This window comes from Halanaeroarchaeum sp. HSR-CO, assembly GCF_024972755.1.
GTDB lineage: Archaea > Halobacteriota > Halobacteria > Halobacteriales > Halobacteriaceae > Halanaeroarchaeum.
Genome location: NZ_CP087724.1, coordinates 2182197 through 2202795, shown reverse-complemented (window position 1 = coordinate 2202795; position 20599 = coordinate 2182197). Strand labels below are relative to the sequence as shown.

General features: G+C 65.1%; 21 protein-coding genes and 1 pseudogene. 9 read left to right on the top strand and 13 right to left on the bottom strand.

Translation table 11 applies throughout. The annotated features are described in order from the left end of the window. Positions 1-126: 126 nt before the first annotated feature. A complete protein-coding gene (locus tag HSRCO_RS11495) occupies positions 127-753 on the top strand; it encodes a ribonuclease H (protein ID WP_259517784.1) in 627 nt (208 codons plus the stop codon). A gap of 371 nt (positions 754-1124) precedes the next feature. Here HSRCO_RS11495 and HSRCO_RS11490 read toward each other — a convergent pair whose 3' ends face one another. The 6 genes and pseudogenes from HSRCO_RS11490 to HSRCO_RS11465 all read right to left on the bottom strand — a co-directional run bounded on the left by HSRCO_RS11490 (position 1125) and on the right by HSRCO_RS11465 (position 7235). After that, the gene (locus HSRCO_RS11490) at positions 1125-3380 is read right to left on the bottom strand and encodes an NADP-dependent malic enzyme (RefSeq protein ID WP_259517783.1); all 2256 of its coding nucleotides are present in this window, start codon (positions 3378-3380) and stop codon (positions 1125-1127) included. Positions 3381-3437: 57 nt separating this feature from the next. After that, a pseudogene (locus HSRCO_RS11485) lies at positions 3438-4526 on the bottom strand (zinc-dependent alcohol dehydrogenase family protein). A gap of 34 nt (positions 4527-4560) precedes the next feature. Then, the gene (locus HSRCO_RS11480; RefSeq protein WP_259517782.1) at positions 4561-5997 is read right to left on the bottom strand and encodes a replication factor C large subunit; all 1437 of its coding nucleotides are present in this window, start codon (positions 5995-5997) and stop codon (positions 4561-4563) included. A gap of 43 nt (positions 5998-6040) precedes the next feature. Further along, entirely contained in the window at positions 6041-6415 is a 375-nt protein-coding gene (locus HSRCO_RS11475; RefSeq protein WP_259517781.1) for a PIN domain-containing protein, read from the bottom strand. Beyond that, positions 6416-6646: an AbrB/MazE/SpoVT family DNA-binding domain-containing protein gene (locus tag HSRCO_RS11470; protein ID WP_259517780.1), complete on the bottom strand. Its 231-nt coding sequence runs from the start codon at positions 6644-6646 to the stop codon at positions 6416-6418. A gap of 106 nt (positions 6647-6752) precedes the next feature. Beyond that, the gene (locus tag HSRCO_RS11465; protein ID WP_259517779.1) at positions 6753-7235 is read right to left on the bottom strand and encodes a GNAT family N-acetyltransferase; all 483 of its coding nucleotides are present in this window, start codon (positions 7233-7235) and stop codon (positions 6753-6755) included. Positions 7236-7394: 159 nt separating this feature from the next. Between HSRCO_RS11465 and HSRCO_RS11460 the strand changes: the two genes are divergently transcribed. After that, entirely contained in the window at positions 7395-8102 is a 708-nt protein-coding gene (locus HSRCO_RS11460) for a helix-turn-helix domain-containing protein (protein WP_259517778.1), read from the top strand. Between the two features lie 7 nt (positions 8103-8109). Here HSRCO_RS11460 and HSRCO_RS11455 read toward each other — a convergent pair whose 3' ends face one another. The 3 genes from HSRCO_RS11455 to HSRCO_RS11445 all read right to left on the bottom strand — a co-directional run bounded on the left by HSRCO_RS11455 (position 8110) and on the right by HSRCO_RS11445 (position 10668). Further along, positions 8110-8292: a hypothetical protein gene (locus HSRCO_RS11455; RefSeq protein ID WP_259517777.1), complete on the bottom strand. Its 183-nt coding sequence runs from the start codon at positions 8290-8292 to the stop codon at positions 8110-8112. 106 nt (positions 8293-8398) lie between these two features. Further along, positions 8399-9736: a hydroxymethylglutaryl-CoA synthase gene (gene hmgB / locus HSRCO_RS11450; RefSeq protein ID WP_259517776.1), complete on the bottom strand. Its 1338-nt coding sequence runs from the start codon at positions 9734-9736 to the stop codon at positions 8399-8401. A gap of 77 nt (positions 9737-9813) precedes the next feature. Beyond that, entirely contained in the window at positions 9814-10668 is an 855-nt protein-coding gene (locus HSRCO_RS11445; protein WP_259517775.1) for a type IV pilin N-terminal domain-containing protein, read from the bottom strand. Between the two features lie 98 nt (positions 10669-10766). On the opposite strand from HSRCO_RS11445, the gene HSRCO_RS11440 reads away from it, so the two are divergent. Further along, positions 10767-11999: a hypothetical protein gene (locus HSRCO_RS11440; protein WP_259517774.1), complete on the top strand. Its 1233-nt coding sequence runs from the start codon at positions 10767-10769 to the stop codon at positions 11997-11999. 1 nt (position 12000) lies between these two features. On the opposite strand, the gene HSRCO_RS11435 is transcribed toward HSRCO_RS11440, so the two are convergent. Further along, positions 12001-12579 (bottom strand): DUF2150 family protein, encoded by a 579-nt coding sequence (locus HSRCO_RS11435; RefSeq protein WP_259517773.1) that lies wholly within the window; start codon positions 12577-12579, stop codon positions 12001-12003. Between the two features lie 121 nt (positions 12580-12700). Here HSRCO_RS11435 and HSRCO_RS11430 point away from each other — a divergent pair, with 121 nt between their 5' ends. Then, positions 12701-13321: a SagB/ThcOx family dehydrogenase gene (locus tag HSRCO_RS11430; protein WP_259517772.1), complete on the top strand. Its 621-nt coding sequence runs from the start codon at positions 12701-12703 to the stop codon at positions 13319-13321. Between the two features lie 16 nt (positions 13322-13337). Here HSRCO_RS11430 and HSRCO_RS11425 read toward each other — a convergent pair whose 3' ends face one another. Beyond that, the gene (locus tag HSRCO_RS11425) at positions 13338-14186 is read right to left on the bottom strand and encodes a TatD family hydrolase (protein WP_259517771.1); all 849 of its coding nucleotides are present in this window, start codon (positions 14184-14186) and stop codon (positions 13338-13340) included. A gap of 30 nt (positions 14187-14216) precedes the next feature. Beyond that, entirely contained in the window at positions 14217-14657 is a 441-nt protein-coding gene (locus HSRCO_RS11420) for an NYN domain-containing protein (protein WP_259517770.1), read from the bottom strand. Positions 14658-14746: 89 nt separating this feature from the next. On the opposite strand from HSRCO_RS11420, the gene HSRCO_RS11415 reads away from it, so the two are divergent. From HSRCO_RS11415 to gcvPB, 5 genes are all read left to right on the top strand, one after another. Continuing rightward, positions 14747-15922 carry a sorbosone dehydrogenase family protein gene (locus HSRCO_RS11415; RefSeq protein ID WP_259517769.1) on the top strand — a complete coding sequence of 392 codons (1176 nt, stop codon included), beginning with the start codon at positions 14747-14749 and terminating at the stop codon, positions 15920-15922. Positions 15923-16024: 102 nt separating this feature from the next. Beyond that, complete coding sequence (gene gcvT / locus HSRCO_RS11410; protein ID WP_259517768.1) at positions 16025-17143, top strand: glycine cleavage system aminomethyltransferase GcvT; 1119 nt, start codon at positions 16025-16027, stop codon at positions 17141-17143. Continuing rightward, complete coding sequence (gene gcvH, locus HSRCO_RS11405) at positions 17143-17520, top strand: glycine cleavage system protein GcvH (protein WP_259517767.1); 378 nt, start codon at positions 17143-17145, stop codon at positions 17518-17520. The genes gcvT and gcvH overlap by 1 nt, the downstream gene beginning before the upstream one ends. Further along, positions 17517-18842, top strand: a complete 1326-nt coding sequence (gene gcvPA / locus HSRCO_RS11400; RefSeq protein WP_259517766.1) for an aminomethyl-transferring glycine dehydrogenase subunit GcvPA — start codon at positions 17517-17519, stop codon at positions 18840-18842. Before gcvH ends, gcvPA begins: the two co-directional genes overlap by 4 nt. Next, entirely contained in the window at positions 18839-20263 is a 1425-nt protein-coding gene (gene gcvPB, locus HSRCO_RS11395; protein WP_259517765.1) for an aminomethyl-transferring glycine dehydrogenase subunit GcvPB, read from the top strand. The genes gcvPA and gcvPB overlap by 4 nt, the downstream gene beginning before the upstream one ends. Here gcvPB and HSRCO_RS11390 read toward each other — a convergent pair. Next, positions 20260-20577 carry a MarR family transcriptional regulator gene (locus HSRCO_RS11390; protein ID WP_259517764.1) on the bottom strand — a complete coding sequence of 106 codons (318 nt, stop codon included), beginning with the start codon at positions 20575-20577 and terminating at the stop codon, positions 20260-20262. The two genes, gcvPB and HSRCO_RS11390, sit on opposite strands and share 4 nt — an antisense overlap. Between the last annotated feature and the right edge of the window lie 22 nt (positions 20578-20599).

The window sequence follows — 20599 nt, the reverse complement described above, 5'->3', positions numbered from 1 at the left end:
ACCGGACCAACGCGCGGGGGCGTCCTATGCGTTATGGGCGGGCAGACGGATCGAATAGCGCCGATCGGTGCCCAAATGGCCCACAATCGGCGCACGATTTATCTATTGTGGCCGATAAACCCGAGTATGGCCGCTATGGGCCGGCCCACGTTGCGGGATCGCTTCGATGATGCACCCACCCCGCACATCGCTCATCCGCCACACACGCACCATCGCGACTTCTACGTCGCGACGGACGGGTCCTTTTCGCGTGACGGCGGCGGGCTGGGCGTGATCATCGAAGCAGCGGACGGCGAACGCGTCGCTCGCCTCGCCGTGGCCGACGAGCCCCCCGATAACAACGTCGCGGAGTATCGGGCACTGCACCTCGGCCTCGATACACTCGCCGCTCGGGCGCCGGCGGATGCCTCGGTGGGTGTTCTGGTCGACCACGACGACCTGGCGGCGAACGTGAACGCCGCGGTGCTCGCCGCCCGAGGCCCCGACTTCAGACCGCTCACCGACTTCTCGCACCCGCCCGGGATCGACCATCACTGGCGGGGCATCAGGGCCCGTATCGTTGGCTTCGACGCCGTCAGAGCGGCGACGGTGGCCGGGCGGGACAATCCGGCCCATCCGCTGGCGAACGCACCCGACGAGTACGCCCACGTCAACCGCGAACCGGCCCGCTGTCGGGTCCCAGGGACCCGGGGTGACCGACTGACCGGTCAGGTCCCCCCACCGTCTCGTGCTGACAGGCACGCCGGGGACTGAATCGACCCGACCTGGTTCTCGTCGTCGATGGTGTTCGGGAGCCGCTGCTCGCTCGTGGCAGAGAACATCCGGGGCGCTTCGGATCGACTCGATCGGTCGAGATCCGGCGACGCGACACGGGTGGTCTCAGCGTATCGGGAATTGGTACTCACTGGTGGACTCGGTGGTGTTGTCGTTTGTCGTTCGATCGTCGCTTCGTCGGCCGGCGATCTGGCAGGGTACTGCGTGCATGGTCGGCCTCTCGAGCCCCCCGTATTAATAATGAACGATTATGATATATTCTGCCGCCGGTAATGACCCCGAGCTGGGCGCCGCCGAATTCACAGAAACCGAAGCCGCCGGAGTGACCGAATAAACGGTGAACCGAGCCGTTACTCTTCTTGCGCGTCGACGACGGCGACCGTCGCCAGGTTCACGATGTCCTTGACCTCGTCGCCTCGCTGGAGGACGTGGACCGGTTTGTCCATGCCGACCAGCATCGGGCCGATGGCCTCCGCGCCGCCGAGCCGCTGGAGGAGCTTGTAACCGATGTTGCCAGCCTCGAGGTTCGGGAAGATGAGGACGTTCGCCGGTTCCTCGAGGTCGGCGAAGTCGTAGGTACCGGTGAGGATGTCCTCGACGATGGCGGTGTCCGCCTGCATCTCACCGTCGACGGGGAAGTCGATGGCGTCGTCCTCGCGGAGGTCGCGAGCCGCTTCGCTGACCTTCCGCGTGCCTTCGTTCTCGACGCTTCCGAAGTTGGAGTACGAGAGCATGGCGACCCGCGGATCGACGTTGAAGTCTCGCGCGAGTTCGGCGGTGTGACGCGCTATCTCCGTAAGTTCCTCGGTTCCGGGATCCTGGTTGACCGTGGCGTCGGCGACGAAGACGACCTGGTTGTCGATGGTCAGCATGTAGACGCCTGCGGCGTATTCGGCGTCCGGGGCCGTACCGATGACTTCGAGCGGCGGCCGTAGTGCGGACGGATAGTGATGGGTGAGTCCCGTCAGCATTGCGTCGGCGTCGTCGGATTCGACCATGACACTCCCCAGATAGTTGGGGTCCGTTTCGAGAAGCGACTCGGCCTCGTTGAGGGTCACACCTTTGCGCTTGCGCAGTTGGTGGAGCCGCTCGGCGTACTCCGGGTGTTCGCCGGCGGTCGGGTCGACGATCTCGGGATCGTAATCGAGACCCAGGGTTCCGATTCGCCGTTCGATGGTGGCAGCATCGCCGATGAGCACGGGTTCGGCGATGCCCTCTTCTTGCATCTGATAGGCGGCCCGAATCATCTTCTCGTCGTCGCCCTCGGCGAGTGCGACCCGCTTCGGGTCGCTTTTCGCCTTGTTGATCATGATACGCATCATCTCGCGGGACTTGCCCAGGCGCGCTTCGAGGCGTTCGGCGTACTCATCGAGGTCGAGGTCGATGCGAGCGACGCCGGAATCGATCGCCGCTTCCGCGATGGCGGGGGCTACCTGGAAGAGGACTCGTGGGTCGACCGGCTTCGGGATGATGTAATCCGGGCCGAACTGCAGGGGCTGGTCGCCGTAGGCCTTGACGACCGCGTCGGGGACGTCCTGGCGGGCGAGCTCCGCGAGGGCCTCGGCTGCCGCGATCTTCATCTCCTCGTTGATGTCCGTCGCGCGCACGTCGAGGGCACCACGGAAGATGAAGGGGAACCCGAGAACGTTGTTGACCTGGTTGGGATAATCGGAGCGTCCCGTCGCCATGATGACCGTGTCGTCGCGGGCGGCCTTCGCGTCCTCGTAGCTGATCTCTGGGTCCGGGTTGGCCATGGCGAAGACCATCGGGTCCTCGGCCATCGAGCGGACCATGTCCTGTGAGACGATGCCGCCGACGGAGAGGCCGACGAAGACGTCGGTCCCCTCCATGGCGTCCGCGAGGTCGCCCTCGGGGACGTCCTGGGCGAACTCCTGTTTGAACTCGTTGACGTCGCCCGCCTCGGCGCGTTCCTCGGTGATGATGCCCGAGGAGTCACACATGGTGATGTTGTCCTTCTCGACGCCAAGCGAGACGTAGAATCGAGCCGTGGCGATCGCCGAGGCACCGGCCCCCGAGAAGACGATCTCGAGGTCCTCCATGTTCTTGTCGGCGATGTCGACGGCGTTGAGCAACGCGGCACCGCTGATGATGGCCGTCCCGTGCTGGTCGTCGTGGAACACCGGGATGTCCATGCGCTCGCCGAGTCGCTCTTCGATCTCGAAACACTCCGGCGCCTTGATGTCCTCGAGGTTGATGCCGCCGAAGGTCGGCTCCATCGCGTCGATGGCCTCGATCATGTCGTCGGCGTCCTCGAAGTCGAGTTCGATGTCGAAGACGTCGATGTCAGCGAACCGCTTGAACAGGACGCCCTTGCCCTCCATGACCGGTTTGGAGGCCTGTGCGCCGATGTCACCGAGGCCGAGGACGGCGCTGCCGTTGGAGATGACGCCCACCAGATTCCCCTTGGCCGTGTACTTGTATGCGTCGTCCGGATTGTCGGCGATACGCCGGCACGGCTCCGCGACGCCCGGCGAGTACGCCAGGCTCAGATCTCGCTGTGTGTTCGCCGGTTTCGTCGTCGAAATCTCGATCTTTCCCGGCGGCTCTCGTTCGTGATACTCCAGTGAATCCTCGTCGAGTCCCATACCCAACCCTCCCGCGTGAATTGGCAAAAAGCTACCCACTGTCGAATGAAGATTCCGCTATCTGTCGATATCGTTCATGGAAGATCGTCCGAACTCGGTGACCACCTCGACGCCGACCGTGTCGAAGTCGTCCATGGCTGCCAGGCGGTCCGGCACGTCTTCGAGCGCCACCGTGGCCGTCACGAGTGCCTCGGGGTCGACCCGCTCGTCGGCGATAAACCGAAAGAGTTCGGCGTACCTGGTGGGTGGCATCCCCCGTGACCCAACGAAGGATATCTCGTGGCGAGTCATGTAGTCCGTCGGCAGCGAAATCTCGCCTTTCTCCTCGTCGGTTGTCAGCCCGACCTGGACGTGTGTTCCCCGGGGCCGGACCGACCGGACCGACGCCGTCGCCGTCTCGGCGGCGCCGAGGGCGTCCATGGAGACGTGGACGCCGCCGTCCGTCAGGTCGCGAACGATCGCCGCCGCATCGGTCTCGCTCGCGTCCACGGTCTCTACGGCCCCGAACCGCCTGGCCATCTCGAGCGGTTCGTCCCTGACGTCGACCGCGATGACGTTCGCCCCGAGGGCGTTCGCGACCTGGACGGCGGACAGCCCGAGTCCACCACAGCCGTGGACGGCGACCCAGTCGCCGGGGTCGACGTCTACCTGGTGGGCGAACGCGTGGAACGCGGTCATGAACCGACAGCCGAGTGCCGCAGCGACGGTGAACGAGACCTCCTCTGGCAGTGCTTCGAGGTTGTAGTCGGCTTCCGGGACGTGGAGAAACTCGGCGAAGGCACCCTGGGCCGCCGGTTCGAAGCCGAGGGCGTAGCCGTCCTCGCAGACGTTCCCGTGGCCGTTTCGGCAGTATCGACACGAGCCATCGCCCAGACTGAACGGGACGGCGACTCTGTCGCCCTCGTCGAACTGCTCGACCTGCTTGCCGACTGCAGTCACCACGCCGGCCGGTTCGTGGCCGAGTATCTGGCCTCTCGGCACCTGGTCGTCCGCCCACTCGCCGTGGCCCTTCTACGCGTGCCAGTCGCTCCGACAGATGCCACAGGCTTCCGTCCTGACGACCACGCCGGCGGGGTCGGGTTCCGGTCGGTCGACCGCCTCGATGGACAGGGGTTCGTCGTACTCCCGGAGGATCGCTGCTCGCATAGTCGGACCCTCGACGGGTGCCGACAAAAAGCTATCAGAAGAAGTCGTCGAGGCCCGACTGCGCCTTTTCGTCCTCTTCGGTCTCTGTCCCCGTGTCGGTATCCGCTTCGACCTCGTCTCCATCCGCTTCGATGTCGATATCGGCGCCTTCGGCGGCGGTCGCGCCTTCGAACGCCGACCCGGAGTGCTCGACGGCGGCCTCCTCGCGCAACGCCTCGGCGTCCTCGACGATCGACTGGACTTTGTTCGTGTCCTCTCCGCTCCCGGTCACGAAGGAGACGTGGGTCTCGTCGAGGTCGTAGGCCGCCGTCATCGCGACGGTCAACTCGCGGTTCTTGCAGTGATGGGTCATCACCCCGAGGAACGGGACGACCTCCCGACGGGCGGTGCTCATGCTCACACCGCTCGTCTCCGCGATGGCGCGTGCGACGTAATCCCGGGTATCTCGAGCACCCCGTGACCGCCCGAGCTTTCGCCAGTAACTGGGCGGACCGTAGCGCGTCCACCCGCCCTTCGTGCCGTCGCGGGCCGCTGCGACGCCGGCGGCGACGTTGTCGGTGACGTACCGCCAGTACGCGTACTCCTGGGTGGCTCGGACCCGCCCGAGCCAGCGATCCGCCGTGGTCAGGTACCGGTACGCTCGGGCGAGTTCCGCCCCGTCGTAATCTTTCGGGACGTTGTCCTCGACCCAGTGGATGAGGTCGTCGGGCGTCTCGTCCACGTCGTATGACAGCTTCAGGGCACCCTCGGCGTCCTCCTCCTTGAGGACCGCATCGAGGAAGTCGAAGATGCCCTCGGTCGTGTCCCGGCTGCCGGTCACGACGTCCTCCTCGGTCAGCACCGCCGTCTGCTCGGCGAGCGCCTGCAGGTCGTTGATAGCCGAGCGGAGGTCGCCGGCGTTCTTGGCCGCGAGCGCGTCCAGGGCGCTGTCCTCGTACTCGATCCCCTCGCGGCGACAGATGTCTCGCAGGACCGGGAGGATCGAGCGCTTCGAAACGTCCCGGAACTCGATCTCGCGGGTGGCGTTGCGCAACCCGCGGCTCATGTCGTAGAAGTCGTTCGCGATGAGGACGATGGGCTGGTCCGACTCCTTGACGAGCCGCGTGATGGCCCCGGCACCGCCCCGATCGACGTTCCCGTGGAGGTTGTCGGCCTCGTCGAGGACGACGAGTTTTCGCCCAGTCGTCCCACCGGCGAGCGTCCCGCTCTTGGCCGCTTCCCCAGCGACCCGCTCGATGACGTCGGCGGTCCGCTGGTCGCTCGCGTTCAACTCGATGACGTCCCAGTCCATGTCGGCCGCGAGCGCGTGGGCCGCGGAGGTCTTCCCGACGCCGGGGCTCCCGTGGAGGACGACGGATTCGCGGTGCTCTGCCCACGTTCGCGCCCACTCCTCGAACTCGTCCCGGGCCGAGTCGTTCCCACGCACCTCGGACAACGACGTCGGACGGTACTTCTCCGTCCAGTCAACCATTGGGTCTCTCTAATCGTGAACCGCGTTTAGTGGTTGCGGAGCGCTACGACTGATCGACGGACTGCAGATCGAGACGCTCGGCGTACTCCTCGTACGCTTCGTCGCTGGAGACGATCGTATCGCCGTCGGACTCGATCAGGTGGAGGGCGTCGAACGGTGTGAACCCATGGTCTTCGACGTAGGTGGCCGCGGCGACGACCGTGTCCACGTCTCCACGGACCTCCACGAGGTTCGACGCGTTCGCGACGACGCGTTCGGCGTCTCTCTCCTCACGGTACGCCACGAGCAACAGTTCGATCAGGGTGAACTGTGACGTCCACAGTTCGTCACGATGGTCTCGATAGACCGTTTCAGCCGCTCGGCCGAGCCAATCTTCGTCCTTGAAGAGTGCGAGCAGGAAGTCGGTCTCCACGTACATCTATCGTCCCGCCTCGTCGAGTGCCACGGTCCGGCCTTCTCTCCGGAGTTCAGCGGCGCTTCGCTCGACGTCATCGAACTCGTCCCTGAGTGCGGCGAGTGGGTCCTCCTCGAGTGGAAGCAATTTGATCCCGTCGTGAAGTTCGACGACGTAGTATCGGTCCCCGAAGCGGCGCCGTATCTCCTTCGGAAGTGTCAGTCGACCCCGATCGTCCACAGTCGTCTCGGTCATACTGGAAGTAGTGTGGGGGTAGATATATAATTTCCCCACATTATCTACACTTCCCATATTCTAGGAAATTGTGGGTAGAATCACTTCTAACCCCTACGCCGTCGGATCAGAGGTCGCGGGCGACCATCTCGCCCCAGTGTTCGAACCCCCAGCGCTCGTAGAACGCCTGTGCCCGATCGTTTTTCCCGTCGACGTCGAGGACGATCCGCTCGAGCGGGAGGTCGAGGTCCCGGGCGTAGGCGAGTGCTGCCTCCATCAGTTCGTCGGCGACGCCGGTCCCACGATGGTCCGGTTCGACGTAGATTTCGTTCAGCACCGCGGCGTCCCAGATGTACGCGAGCGATTCGGGCAAGACGAACACGTAGCCGACGATTTCCTCGTCCCGTTCGACGACCTGAATAGACCGTCGGTCGTCGGTCATGCACCGACCGACCCATTCGAGGTACGTGGCCCGGTACTCCTCGTCGAGTTTCTCCTCGTAGAGGGTCGCCTTCTCCGACCCACCCGTTCCCGCACCGAGTCCGCGCTCGAACGCCTGCTTGAGTCGCCACAGGTCCTCGGAATCGGACGGTTCATACTCTCTGGCCATGGTCGACAGACGGCTAACAGCGTCTAATCAGTTTGGCTCTGGGTCCGGGACTCGTGACCGTCCGTGTCGGGTATGTGCTTCGTTGCCGTCCAGAGTGAAATTCGGCACGTGTCGATATCGCTCCGGTATCCTTTTTGGACGGGACCGCCAACGGCGCGTATGGACACGGACCCGCGTGCCGGACTCGCGGAGCGGATCGCGGGGGAGATAACCCTCAGCGAGGACCCCGGAGCCACCCTGCGGAAGTGGCGGACCGACTTCGACGTCTCCCAGACCGACCTCGCGAAGGAACTCGGCGTCTCCTCGTCCGTCATCTCCGACTACGAGAGCGGCCGACGGGAGAGTCCCGGCATCGGTCTCGTCAGTCGCATCGTCTACGCGCTCCTCGATATCGACGAACGCCGAGGGGGCGACCACATCCGGCAGTACGCGCGGGTCCTCTCGGCGGGCTTCGAGAGCGACGTGGTCCTCGACCTCCGGGAGTACCCCACGACGGTCGCGCTGTCGACCGTCTACGAGGCCATCGACGCCACCGAGGTCGTCACCGGGGATCGGGACCGGGTGAGCGGCCACACCATCGTCGACAGCATCCAGGCCATCTCGCGGCTCTCCTCGGACGAGTTCTACCGGCTCTACGGGCAGTCGACCAATCGGGTCCTCGGTTTCACGAGTGTCACGCGGGGCGAATCGCCACTCGTCGCTCTCCGGGTCGTCAATCCCAAGCCGAATGCGGTGTTGCTCCACGGCATCGAGCCGGGCGACCTCTGGGAACACGCCCCGGCGCTCGCCCAGCGCGACGGCTTCTCGCTCGCGGTCACCGACCAGGACCTCGACGTGATGCTCGACCGATTACGCGAACTGCCGTAGTCGGCCGCTATGGCCCAAGGCGGTACCAGGCGATGACACCGGCAACCAGCCCGGCGGCCGCACCGACCGGGATGCCGACGAACAGCGAGGGCCAGACGACGTCGAGCAACAGCTGCGTCGTCACGACACCGACGACGAGAAAGACCACGAGGCCGAGGCCGACTGCGGCGATGAGCCTGCGCCAGTCCATGCCCCTTCTACGGTCGTCGACAGAATAAGCGTTGCAGTAGTCCGACAAGAATCGGGGGGCTGGGGCGAGGCGGGCGGGAAAGTCACCCACCCTTACGGCTGGCCGATCACTCGACGTAGGTGTACTTGCGCTCGTTCATCGGGCCCCAGCCGTCGAAGACGAACTCGCCCTCGGGAGTGGTGAACGGCTCGAGTTCGCTCTCCTTCTTGAGGTTGTGCTGGTCGTGGACCAGTTCGTACTCGCCGAAGTCGATGTCGTGACGCGCCTCGAGTTGCTCGTCGACGTTGTTCTGCCGGATCTCGTCTTTCCAGCCGGGGAGGATGGTCTCTTCGTGGATCTCGGCCTGCGCGCCGCTGCCGTAGGAGCCCACCAGGAACTTCTCGCCGGCGAGGTCGATGTCCGCCTCGAGGGCGTGCATGAGCGCGCTGACCCGGGCGATGTGCACGGAACTCGTGTACCAGTTGCCGACGTTCTCCGAGATGTAGAGGGTGGGATCGATGACCCGGTCGTACCACTCCTGGTAGGCCTCGGTCTCCGTGAGCTCTTCCATGTACGACAGGATGTCCTCCTCGTAGGCGTCCCGGTCGTCGTAGTCCTCCTCTCTGGGCTGGCGACCGATCTCGTCGGCGAGTTCCTCCTCGATCTCCGTATCGCGGATCATGTGCCGGAAGCCGAGCCGGGCGGCCTTCCGGACCATCCCCGGGAACGGCGTGTGGAACGGGATAAAGCGGTAGTCGTCGGGGTGGGTGCGACCGGCCACGCTCTCGAAGTCCTCCAGTGCCTCGCGCATGCGTGCGAGGTACACCTGCATCGAGCGCTTGCCGTCGACGCTCGGGAACTGCTGGTTCGGTTTGAGGAAGTCCGTCTCGTCCAGCGACCCGATACCCTGCGTGGAACTCAACTCCAGCAGGTCCGGATCCTCGGTCACGTACATCGCGACCGCGCCAGCGCCCTGGGTCGCCTCGCCGGCGTCTCCACGCTCGTAGAGTGCGGTGTCCGTCGTGATGACGAGGCCGCCGCGCCCGCGGTTCCGCCCGGCCAGGATCCAGTTGAGCGCGTCGTCGAGGGCTTGGGTCCCCGAGAGACAGGCGAACTTCCGCTCGCCCTTATTGGCGTGGGTGAAGTTGCCGTCGAAGACCTGTTCGAGCGCGCCGGCGACGTACGTCGAGATGGGTTTGGACTTATCGAAGGAACTCTCGGTCGCGACGTCGATGCGACCGACCTCCTCGGGGGCGATGTCCTTGCGGTCCATGAGTCGATAGGCCGCGTTGGCGCCCATCGTGACGATGTCCTCGTAGGCGTCGGGGAAGGAGGACGCGAAGAGGCCGAGTCCCTTGGTGTACTTCGCCGGGTCCTCGCCCTTCACGGGGGCGAACTCCTCCGGCAGGTCGAATCGGAGTTTTCCGGACCAGACCTCGATGGCGTCGATGCCAACCTTTGTCATGTATACTGGCGAATACCGACGGAGGTCATATGTATTTGTCTATGGCGAGTTCGTCGGTCGTCGAAACTGGCCTACTCTTACCCCCGCCCTACCTGGACCGTAATTGATTCCGTTTCCGTGTCGGTTGCTCCATCGTTATCAGTCACGATCAACCGCACCGTCACCCCATCTGGAACGTTGCCATTCGGGGCGGAATACGTCGGTGTCGCCGTATCCGCTCCCGAAAGCGATCCAACGTTGCCACCCTCGGTAACTATTTCCCAGGCATAGGTTTCGATTGAACCATCTGGATCTTCACTACCGGCCCCATCGAGGGATATCTCCCCTTTCTTCTCGACAGTGTATGGTCCTCCCGCATTTGCATTCGGTGGGTCATTTGGGGCAGTGGTGGTCGTTGTGGTGGTTGTGGGCGTCGTGGTCGTAGTAGTCGCTGTTGTGGTGGTTGGCGTCGCGGTCGACGTTGGCTCACTCGTTCCTTCCGTGGTCGTCGTGGTGCTGTCTGCCGTGGTCACAGTCACCTGGAAACCCACCCCCGTCTCGTCGAGAAGCACCCGGTCCTCGCCCGTGTAGATCAGCAGAACGTCCTCCCCATCGGCTATCGTATACCCCGCCTCGAAGATCCAGACCTCTCCCGGTTCGAAATACGCATCCGCGTCGCTCAGGGCCTCGTCCGGTTCACCGTCCGTTCCAGCCATCGTCGTCCCCGTGTCCTGCAACACGATTTCGAAGTCGTCCTCGTGGATCGGTTGCCCGGCCCGGTGTTCGACGGAGAGGTTCGTCCCGTCCGCAGTCGCCTCGATGCGGGCGTTCGGGTGCTCGCTGGGCGTATTCGCCGTGAACAGTGCGCCGGCGACCGTCGAGATGGCGATCACGGTGATCGCCACCAGGAGGATCGCGCCGAGCGTCTCCGACTGTCCACGGTCCCGTGTCACGCTTTCTCCTATGCCCGGACGAAGTATAAGGCTGTAGCTACCACGGTGGTCCCCGGCCTCCACCACAGTTATACCGCGTCCCGACCCCATGTTCGGGTATGGTATTTCGGGACGACGACCGAGCCCAGTCCGTGCAGGTGGGCGCGGTGTTGCTCTTTGCCGTGCTCGTCATCCTGCTCGCTGGTTACCAGTCGACGGTCGTCCCGAACGACAACCGGGCTGCCGAATTCGATCACAGCCTCGAGGCCGAAGAGGACATGCTCGATGTCCGGAACGCGATCATCGAAGCGTATCAGGACGGTGAAGCCTCGCCGGTCTCGGTGCGGCTAGGGATGACCTACCCTCGACACACGTTCGGTATCGATCCAGCACCGGTGGGTGGGACCTTACGGACTGGTGAATCCGGTACGATAGCGGTCAGCGAACCTGGGGAGGGTGCACTTGACGTGTGTCCATCCTCCGATCAGACGAAACCGCTTACCTACGCGGCTGACTACAACTACTATCAGCCGACGCCAACGTTAATCTACGACAATACCGTGCTGTATGCCGATTACGAGCCTGGCCGGGAGGTACTGATCAGCGAGCAGTCCCTAATTAGGGGAGATACGGTCAACCTTGTGGCTTTGCAGGGCAATTACTCCACCAATGGAATCGGATCGACGGATTACAACCCCCGCGCAGGGCAATTACGAGAAACGACGGGAGTCGAGAACCCGACGGTGACAGTTCCAACCCAGTTATCCCAGGAGCGGTGGCGGGAATTGCTCGCCGACCAGGTCGACGACCCGGCGGCCGACGTGACTGTCAGCGACGGCGTGCTCACTGTGTCACTCGACGGAGAGTACGACGTTCGATGCAGCGCCATCGGCTCGAACGAAGCTCCTCCGGGCGGAGACAGGTCGGCCGAAGGGGAAGGCGATGAGATCAATCCTGTTGGCGCCGAGGAGGTCCTCCTCCTCGACAGCACGGTAGAGGGGAATACGAATGCCGACGTGAGGTTCGAGAATGAAGGAGAGGAACCGGTGAGTATAGTCGGCGCCCGACTCAATTTCTACCTTCAAAGCAATACAGGCAAGTCAACGCCGACATCCGCAACGCTGTATGACGATCCAGCGGGGGCCAATACCGAGTTGACCACTGTGCAGGTCAAAGGACCGAGGGAAAATTTCGACAGTACCGTTGAACTGACCCCGGGGTCGCCGGAGACCATCAGGTTCGACTTCGACTTCGATGACGGTGGAAACCCCCAGATGGAGAACGATTTCTTCGTCGTCAAGATCTACTTCGACGATGGGACCTCGAATCTGTACTTCGTAACCCCTGAGTAATCTACTCCTCTTCGTCGATGACTTCGGGATCCGCCAGGGCCGTCTGCAGGCTGTCCAGCCCGTTGACCCACTCCGTGACGAGGCCGTACTCGAACTCCTCGGTGACCGAGATGTCGAGTTCGTCGCCGTCGATGATGCGGGTGCCGGCGGCGGCCGCGAGCCCGAGTGCCCGGTCGAGGTCCTCGTCGGCCTCCGACGCGGCGGCGGCCTCGACGTACTCGTCGATGCTGCCATCGGTCGCGACGCCCTCGGCGAGGTACTGCTCGGCACTGAAGAAGACACAGACGAGACTCGTCTGGACGCCGTCGACGAGGATGAGCGTGTCCTCGTTCTCGATCTCGGGTTCGGCGAGGACGACCTCGCGGATGTCGGCCAGCTCCTCGAGTGCCGTCTCCTGGTCGATGTCGCCGTCGTCGTAGGCGGTCAGGATCTTCGCGACGGCGATGGCGACGTCGTCCTGGAGGTTCAACAGGAGGCGGGCGGAGTCCTCCTCCTCGGGGTCGATCTCCTCGTCGCGGAGGCGGTCCAGCCAGTTCTCCCAGCGTTCTTCGGAGTAGAACTCTTCCTCGGGCGTACTCATATCGGATATGCGGGCGGCCCGAGACAAAGGGCTTTCCTTCGACCAATCCGCCTCGAACGGAAGCGAGGGGCTGTCTCCCCACCGAAGGTGGCTTTTTCGTGGACCGGGGCCAATTTCCTCTATGGAACGAACGAACGCGGTCGAGCTCCCACCACCCGTGCTGGATGCGGACACCTCGGTGTTGGGGGTGATGGCGGATCGGCGGTCTCGGCGGTCCCTCGCCGGGGAATCGCTCTCGCTCGACGACCTCGGAGTGCTCTGCTGGGCGGCACAGGGTGTCTCCGACGAGGCGGAGGGATTCCGTACCGCACCGAGCGCTGGCGCCACGTACCCCCTCTCGCTGGTCGTCGTGGTTGGTGAGGATGCCGTTTCGAGGGTCGACGCCGGCGTCTATCGCTACGACCCCGCCGAACACGGCCTTCGGCAGACACGGGCGGGTGACCTCCAGGCCGACCTGCAGGAGGCCTGTCTGGATCAGTCCTGGGTCGGCGACGCGCCGGTGGATCTGGTCCTGACAGCGAGACCCGAGCGGACGGCTCGGCAGTACGGGGACAGAGGACGCGAGCGGTACGTTCCGATCGAGGTCGGCCACGCAGGACAGAACGTCTACCTCGCGGCGGAGGCGCTCGGGTACGGGACGGTGAACGTCGGTGCCTTCGACGACGAAGCGGTCGGCGATATCGCCGGTGTCGCGGACGACGAGTACCCGATGGCCGTCTATCCGGTCGGCGTGCCCCGGTGAGTGCGGTCCGTGCTCCCTACTCGTCGAGCGTGTCGACGGTATCGATGCCGTAGACCGTCTCTGGGGTCTCGACGTGGGCGGTGTGGACCGCCTCCTCGTGGCCGGCCTCGAGCAGCCAGTCGACCCGCCGGGGGACCGTCTTGGGACCCATGACGGCGCCGGGTCGGTCGGGGTCGTCGACGAAGTCCGTCTCCATGAGGAACGGTTCATCGGCCTCGATCGCGGTCTCGAGGTAGCCTTTCTCGGCCATCACGCTCTTCGTGACGCCCTCGAGTTCGCCACTGGCGTAATGTTTCACCACGCGCTCGGGGGTGAGGCCCGCGTCTTCTGCCCATTCGGCGACCTCGGTCAGGTCGGTCGTCTGCTCGGTGTGCAACTGGACGGCGACCCCGGTCTCGGCCGCGAGTTCCAGGGCACGTCGGAGGACGTCGTTCGAGGCCTCCCAGACGGCATCGCTGACCTCGTAGTGGGGGCGGCCGGATTTGAGTGCCACCGCGGGGCCGTCCGCTGCGTACGTGGCGGCCGTCTCCAGCCCGGCTTTCATCAGGTCGGCGGCACCTTCCGGGTCGAAGCCACGGTCGTCGACCAGTTTGGAGATGAGCGCCGGGTGGACCCCGAGCACCGGCCAGGCTCGGCCCCGAAGTGCAGTAGACGCGTCCTCGACCACGCTCTCGGTCTCCTCGTAGACCGCCCGGAAGTCCTCGCCGGTCTCCGGTTCGACGCCCAGCAGCCAGGAGGGTTTGTTGACCACGAGCAGGTGCGTGCCGCCGCTCCGGGCGAAGTCCTTCACGGCCTCGATGCCGCGCCCGTGACGGGGGTCGAGGTGGAGGTGATCGTCGAGGACTGGCGTCTCGAACTCGCGCATACCGGTCCTCGGCACGGCGAGGGCAAAAGGCTACTCGTCCAGGGTCAGGGCGTCCTGGGCGGCGTTTCCGAGGGCGTCCGACCGGCCGTGTTCGCCTGGAGCCAGGGCGAGCGTGCGGACGCCGCGGCGGTTTGCCAACTCCACGACCGGTTTGAAGTCGGTGTCCCGGGAGGCGATGACGAAGACCCCCGGCGGGTCGTCGACCAGCAGTTCGGCGGCGTCGACGGCGAGTTTCACGTCGACGTCGCCGCTCGTTATCGTGACCTCGTACCCGCGGGCCTCCGCGGCCTGTATCAGTCCCGATGGGGCGTGTGCGTCCAGGTAGAGGCGCGTGGCGACGAGCCGACCCACGTCGTCGGCAGCATCCCTGACGTCGTCGAGGTCGACGTCGAACTCGTCGCGGAGGACGTTCGGCCCGTCAACGAAGAGGGCGACCGTCGGTGTGTTCGAGAATAGCGACCGCAGTCCCATGGGTCGGCTCCGTGGCGGTCGGTGTTAGCGGTGGCGGTTCGCCGGTCACCGGACGAACGTTGATATGTCGGCGGAGCGAACTATGGGGGATGACCACACGGTCCAGGCGGGCCTTCCTCGCCGCAATCGGAGCGGGAGTGGGGTTCCTCGCCGGCTGTACGACGGGTGAGGGGCCGACGACCGAAGGAGAGACGGCAGCGTCGACCGAGACCACCGAGGCCGCAACCACGACGGATGGAATCGAACTCTCGACCGAGATCGTCGCGACGAATCTCGTCGTCCCCTGGGACTTCGATTTCGACGGTGAGGGCGGTCTCTACGTCACGGAACGACCGGGTCGAATCGGCCGTGTGGATTTGGAGTCGGGGGCGTACACGAGGCTGGCAACGGTCTCGGACACTGCCGACGGAGGCGAGGGCGGATTGCTCGGTATCGCGCTTCACCCCGAATTTCCCGATACGTCCGACTGTTACGTCTACCAGACCTACCGGGACGACGAGTTGCAAAATCGCATACTGCGGTACCGAATCGAGGGCGAGACTGCGAATCGAGTCGACACCGTCCTGGGCGGTATCCCGGGAGCACGGATCCACGATGGCGGTCGCCTCGCCATCGGTCCCGACGGGTACCTGTACGCCTCGAGTGGGGACGCGTCCGCGCCGGAGACCGCTCAGAATCGGGAATCTCTGGCCGGGAAGATCCTCCGTTTGGGGCTGGACGGCTCGATACCCTCGGACAACCCGTTTCCGGGGAGTCCGGTGTGGAGTCTTGGCCATCGCAATCCCGAGGGACTCGCCTGGCACCCCGAGTCGGATGCAATGTACGCCATCGAACACGGTCCGAGCGGCGGCGACGAGGTGAACCAGATCGACGCGGGAGCGAACTACGGGTGGCCAGTGGTGCGGGGTGACAGCAGCGAGTCCGGATTCGAACCGCCCGTCCTCACGAGCGGGGCGGGAACGTGGGCTCCCTCGGGTGGGGCGTTCTACGACGGCGACCGCATTTCCGAGTGGCGAGGCGACCTCCTGTTCGCCACGCTCGGGTTCAGCCCCGGTAGCGGGCGCCGAAGTCTCCACAGGGTCCGTTTCGACGAAGGCGGTCGGACCGTCGTCGAGCACGAGCGATATCTCGAGAACGAGTTCGGGCGACTCCGGGCCGTCGGCGTGGGTCCCGACGACGGGATCTACGTATCGACGAGCAACCGAGACGGACGGGGCGACCCGGTCGATACGGACGACCGAATCGTCCGGCTCGTCTCCACGTGAACGAGTTGCCGTGGGTGACCATGCCGACGGCCTGGTGTGTGACCACACACCGGCCTGACCGGGATACGAAAGCATTTCTTCCGCGCGTTCGACGGTTCTGGTATGGCCCTGCGGACGCCGCCGTTGCACGACCGACACGAGGCGCTCGACGCGTCGTTTACCGACTTCGGAGGCTGGGAGATGCCGGTGGAGTTCGACTCCATCCGGGCCGAACACGAGGCGGTGCGGACCGCCGCGGGCATCTTCGACGTCTCCCACATGGGGGAGATAACGGTCTCCGGCCCCGACGCCGAGCGTCTGACACAACGGCTCACGACCAACGACGTGACGGCACTGGGTCCGGGCGACGCCCAGTACTCGATGATCACGGACGAACGGGGGGTCATCCTCGACGATACGGTCGTCTACAGGATGCCGGAGACGGCACCGTCGGCCGACGCCCCCGGCAGTGACGCGACCTTCCTGTTCGTCCCGAATGCGGGCCACGACGCACAGATGCACGAACGGTGGACGAGCCACGCCGAACAGTGGGGGCTCACTGCCGACGTGGTCAACGTGACCGACGACTACGGGATGGTCGCCGTGCAAGGGCCAGACGCCACCGCGATGGTCGCCGAGGCGACCGATGCCGACGTCCTCGACCTCGGGCGGTTCGAGGCTACCTATGGAACCATCGCCGGAGCCTCGACCTGGATCGCGCGAACCGGATACACCGGCGAGGGCGGATTCGAACTGATCTTCCCGGCCGACGACGCCGAGGCCGTCTGGGACGCCTTCGACTGCCAGGCCTGCGGGCTGGGTGCCCGCGACACGCTCCGAATGGAGATGGGGTTTCTCCTGTCCGGACAGGACTTCGATCCGACCGACCAACCCCGGACGCCCTACGAGGCCAGGGTGGGCTTCACGGTCAAACTCGACACCGAGTTCGTCGGGCGGGATGCCCTCGAGCAGCAGGCCGAGGAGGGCGTCGACGAGAAATTCGTCGGCTTCACGCTGAACGAACGCGGGGTCCCCCGGCACGGCTACGAACTGGCAAACGAAGACGGCGAGTCCATCGGCGTGGTGACGAGTGGGACGATGAGCCCGACCCTGGGCGAACCGATCGGCCTCGGCTACGTCGAGACGGCGTACGCCGAGGACGGCGAACGGATCCGCGTCGTCGTCCGCGGTGACACAAAACAGGCGACGATCACGACACCCCCGTTCCTGGAGGGATACTAATGAGCTTCGACGTACCTGACACCCTGAACTACCGAGAATCGCACGAGTGGATCGACCCCGAAACCGGCCGAATCGGCATTAGCGATTTCGCCCAGGACGAACTGGGCGACATCGTCTTCGTCGAGGTCCCCGACGTGGGCGAGGCCATCGAGGCCGGCGAGGACTTCGGCGTCGTCGAGAGCATCAAGGCCGTCTCGGACGTGTACGCACCGGTCTCCGGCGAGGTCACGGCCGTAAACGAGCGCGTCTTCGACGAACCCGAACTCGTCAACGACGACCCCTACGGCGATGGCTGGCTTCTCGAGGTGGAACTGGCGGACGAGGGAGAACTCGACGACCTCCTCTCCGGATCGGAGTACGCGTCCCAGATCGAATGACTGGCGGAAGCCCATACGTCCCCCACACGGCCGAGGAGACCACGGCGATGCTCGACGCGGTCGGTGTCGAGGACGTCGAGGACCTGTTCGACGTTCCCGAAGCCGTTCGTTTCGACGGCGACCTGGGGATCGAATCACGGACCGAAGCCGAGACGAAGACCGAGGTCGCGGGTCTTCTCTCCCGGAACGACGACCTGACCGAGTTCCTGGGCCGCGGCCACTACGACCACTACGTCCCGAGCGTCGTCGACCGCATCTCCGGGCGGTCGGAGTTCCTGACCTCGTACACACAGTATCAACCCGAGGTCGCCCAGGGATTCCTGCAGGCACTGTTTGAGTACCAGTCGATGCTGGTGGAATTGACCGGCCTCCCCATCGCGAACGCGTCGATGTACGACGCCGCGACGGCACTCGGTGAGGCAGCGCTGCTCGCCGCACGCGTGCGAGAGACGTCGGGTTCGACCGTCCTCGTTCCCGGGTACGTCCGCGAGGAACGCGTGAGCGTCCTCGAGAACTACGGCGCCGGCGCCGACCTCGACGTCCAGCGCGTCACGACCGAGCAGGGAACCGTCGACCTGTCCGCACTCGAAGCCGCTGCCGACGACGACACGCTCGTCGTCTACGCCGAGAATCCGACGACGCGGGGAACGATCGAACCCGATCTCGACGCTATCGGCGACATCGCCCACGACAACGACGCGCTCTTCGTCGTCGGGAGCGACCCTGTGGCCCTCTCCTTGCTCGAACGACCGGCCGACGTCGGTGCCGACGTCGTGGTCGGGGACGCGTCGGTGCTCGGGATGCCGACGAGCTACGGGATGGGCCTGGGCCTGTTCGCGACCCGCGAGGACTTCCTCCGACAGGTGCCGGGGCGCCTCGTCGGAGCGAGCGAGGACGCCGCCGGCAAGCGGGCGTACACGCTCACACTCCAGACACGCGAACAGCACATCCGACGCGAACGAGCCACCAGTAACATCTGTACGAACCAGGCCTGGGTGGCCCTTCGGACCGCGATGCACGTCGCCTATCTCGGCCCGGACGGGCTGCTCGAGAAAGCCGAACGCATGGTCACCCTCGCCGACGAGGTGGCCGGGGCGTTAAACGGCATCACTGGGGTTCGCGCACCGGTCGACGACCGGTATCACTTCCGCGAATTCGTCGCCCACACTGACCAGCCGGCACACGCCATCGTCGAGGACCTCGACGCAAAGGGATTCGCCGTTCACGAGATCGGCGAACACGAGGTACAGGTGTGCGTGACCGAGACGAACGCGGGGTCGGTCGACGACCTCGTCACCGCGTTCCAGGAGGTGGCCCGATGACACATCACTACGATCAGGCACGATGGAGCGAGGCTGGAGGCGAGGTCTACGAATCGCTGCTCTCGGAAAAGGGCGAGAAGACCGTCGAGATCGACGACTCGGCACTTCCAGACGACCTCACCCGTGACTCGCTGTCCCTCCCGGACGTCTCCGAACCCGAACTCTCCAGACACTACGTCCGACTCTCACAGCAGAACTACGGCGTCGAGAGTGGCCCCTACCCACTGGGCTCCTGTACGATGAAGTACAACCCGCCGGTCACGGAGGACGTGGCCGCAGTCGATGGTGCCCTCGTTCACCCGGACCGGTCGCCGGAGAGCACCCAGGGGACGCTGGCACTCATGTATCGCCTGCAGGACTACCTCGCCCGGATCGGTGGCGTCGACGCGGTGACGCTCCAGCCGCCTGCCGGGGCTGCCGGCGAGTTCACCGGCATCCGCATCGCCGCCGCCTACCACGAGGCGAACGGGGACGACGGTCGAACGGAAGTGGTCGTCCCGGACTCCGCTCACGGTACGAACCCCGCTAGCGCGGCGATGGCCGGGTACGACGTCGTCGAGATACCGAGCGAGGACGGGCGGGTCGACCTGGACGCGCTGGCGGCCGCCGTCGGCGACGAGACGGCCGCCTTCATGCTCACGAACCCGAACACGCTGGGGCTCTTCGAGCGAGACATCGAGGCCATCGCGGACATCGTCCACGACGCCGGCGCGCTGTTGTACTACGACGGCGCGAACCTCAACGCACTCCTCGGACGCGTCCGACCGGGTGACATGGGCTTCGACATCATGCACTACAACGTCCACAAGACGTTCGCGACCCCACACGGGGGCGGTGGCCCTGGTGCGGGACCCGTCGGGGTCGTCGACGACCTCGCCGAGTTCCTGCCGGACCCCCACGTCCGCGAGTCCAACGGGGGGTTCGAACTGTACACGCCCGAGCAGTCCATCGGCAAGGTCCACGGCTTCGCAGGCAACTGGCTCGTGCTCGTCAAGGCATACGCGTATATCGCCCGACTCGGCGAGGAGGGGCTCCTCGATACGAGCGCGAAGGCCGTGTTGAACGCCAACTACCTCGCTTCCCAGATCGACCTCGAAGTGCCGTACGAGCCCTTCCACCACGAGTTCGTCGCGAGCGCCGGTGAGAGGGATGCCGCCGACCTCGCGAAACGGATGCTCGATTACGGGGTCCATCCGCCGACGACGAAGTGGCCCGAGATCGTCGAGGAGGCCCTCATGACCGAACCGACGGAGAGCGAGAGCAAGCGCACGCTCGATCAACTAGCCGACGCCTTCGACGCAGCGGCTGGGGACGACGATGCGACCCTCGAGGCGGCACCGAACCGAACGACTGCTCGGCGCATCGACCAGACGTCGGCGGCCCGCAATCCCCGACTCTCCTGGCAGGCGCTCGACGACTAACCGACGGACACCTCGTCCTCGACCCGTTCGACCCCTTCGACAGGGCGGTACTGTCGCATCCTCGCATCGGGAAGGTACACCTCCTCGATGACGACCCCCGCCGCCGTGAGAATCGAGAGTGCGTGCCGCGTGGTACGTTTGGTCAGTCTCGTCCGCTCTCTGAGTTGTGACTGTGTGAGTGGCGCCTCGTACTCGAGAACCTTGAAGACCAATTTTGCACTCGGCGGCAGCTCCGCGAGACTATCGGTGCGCGATTCGGCTTCGGGATCGGCAAAAACGGTCACCGGCGTCTGCCATGTCTCTGACCAACCCACGCACGTATTTAGGGATTTTCTT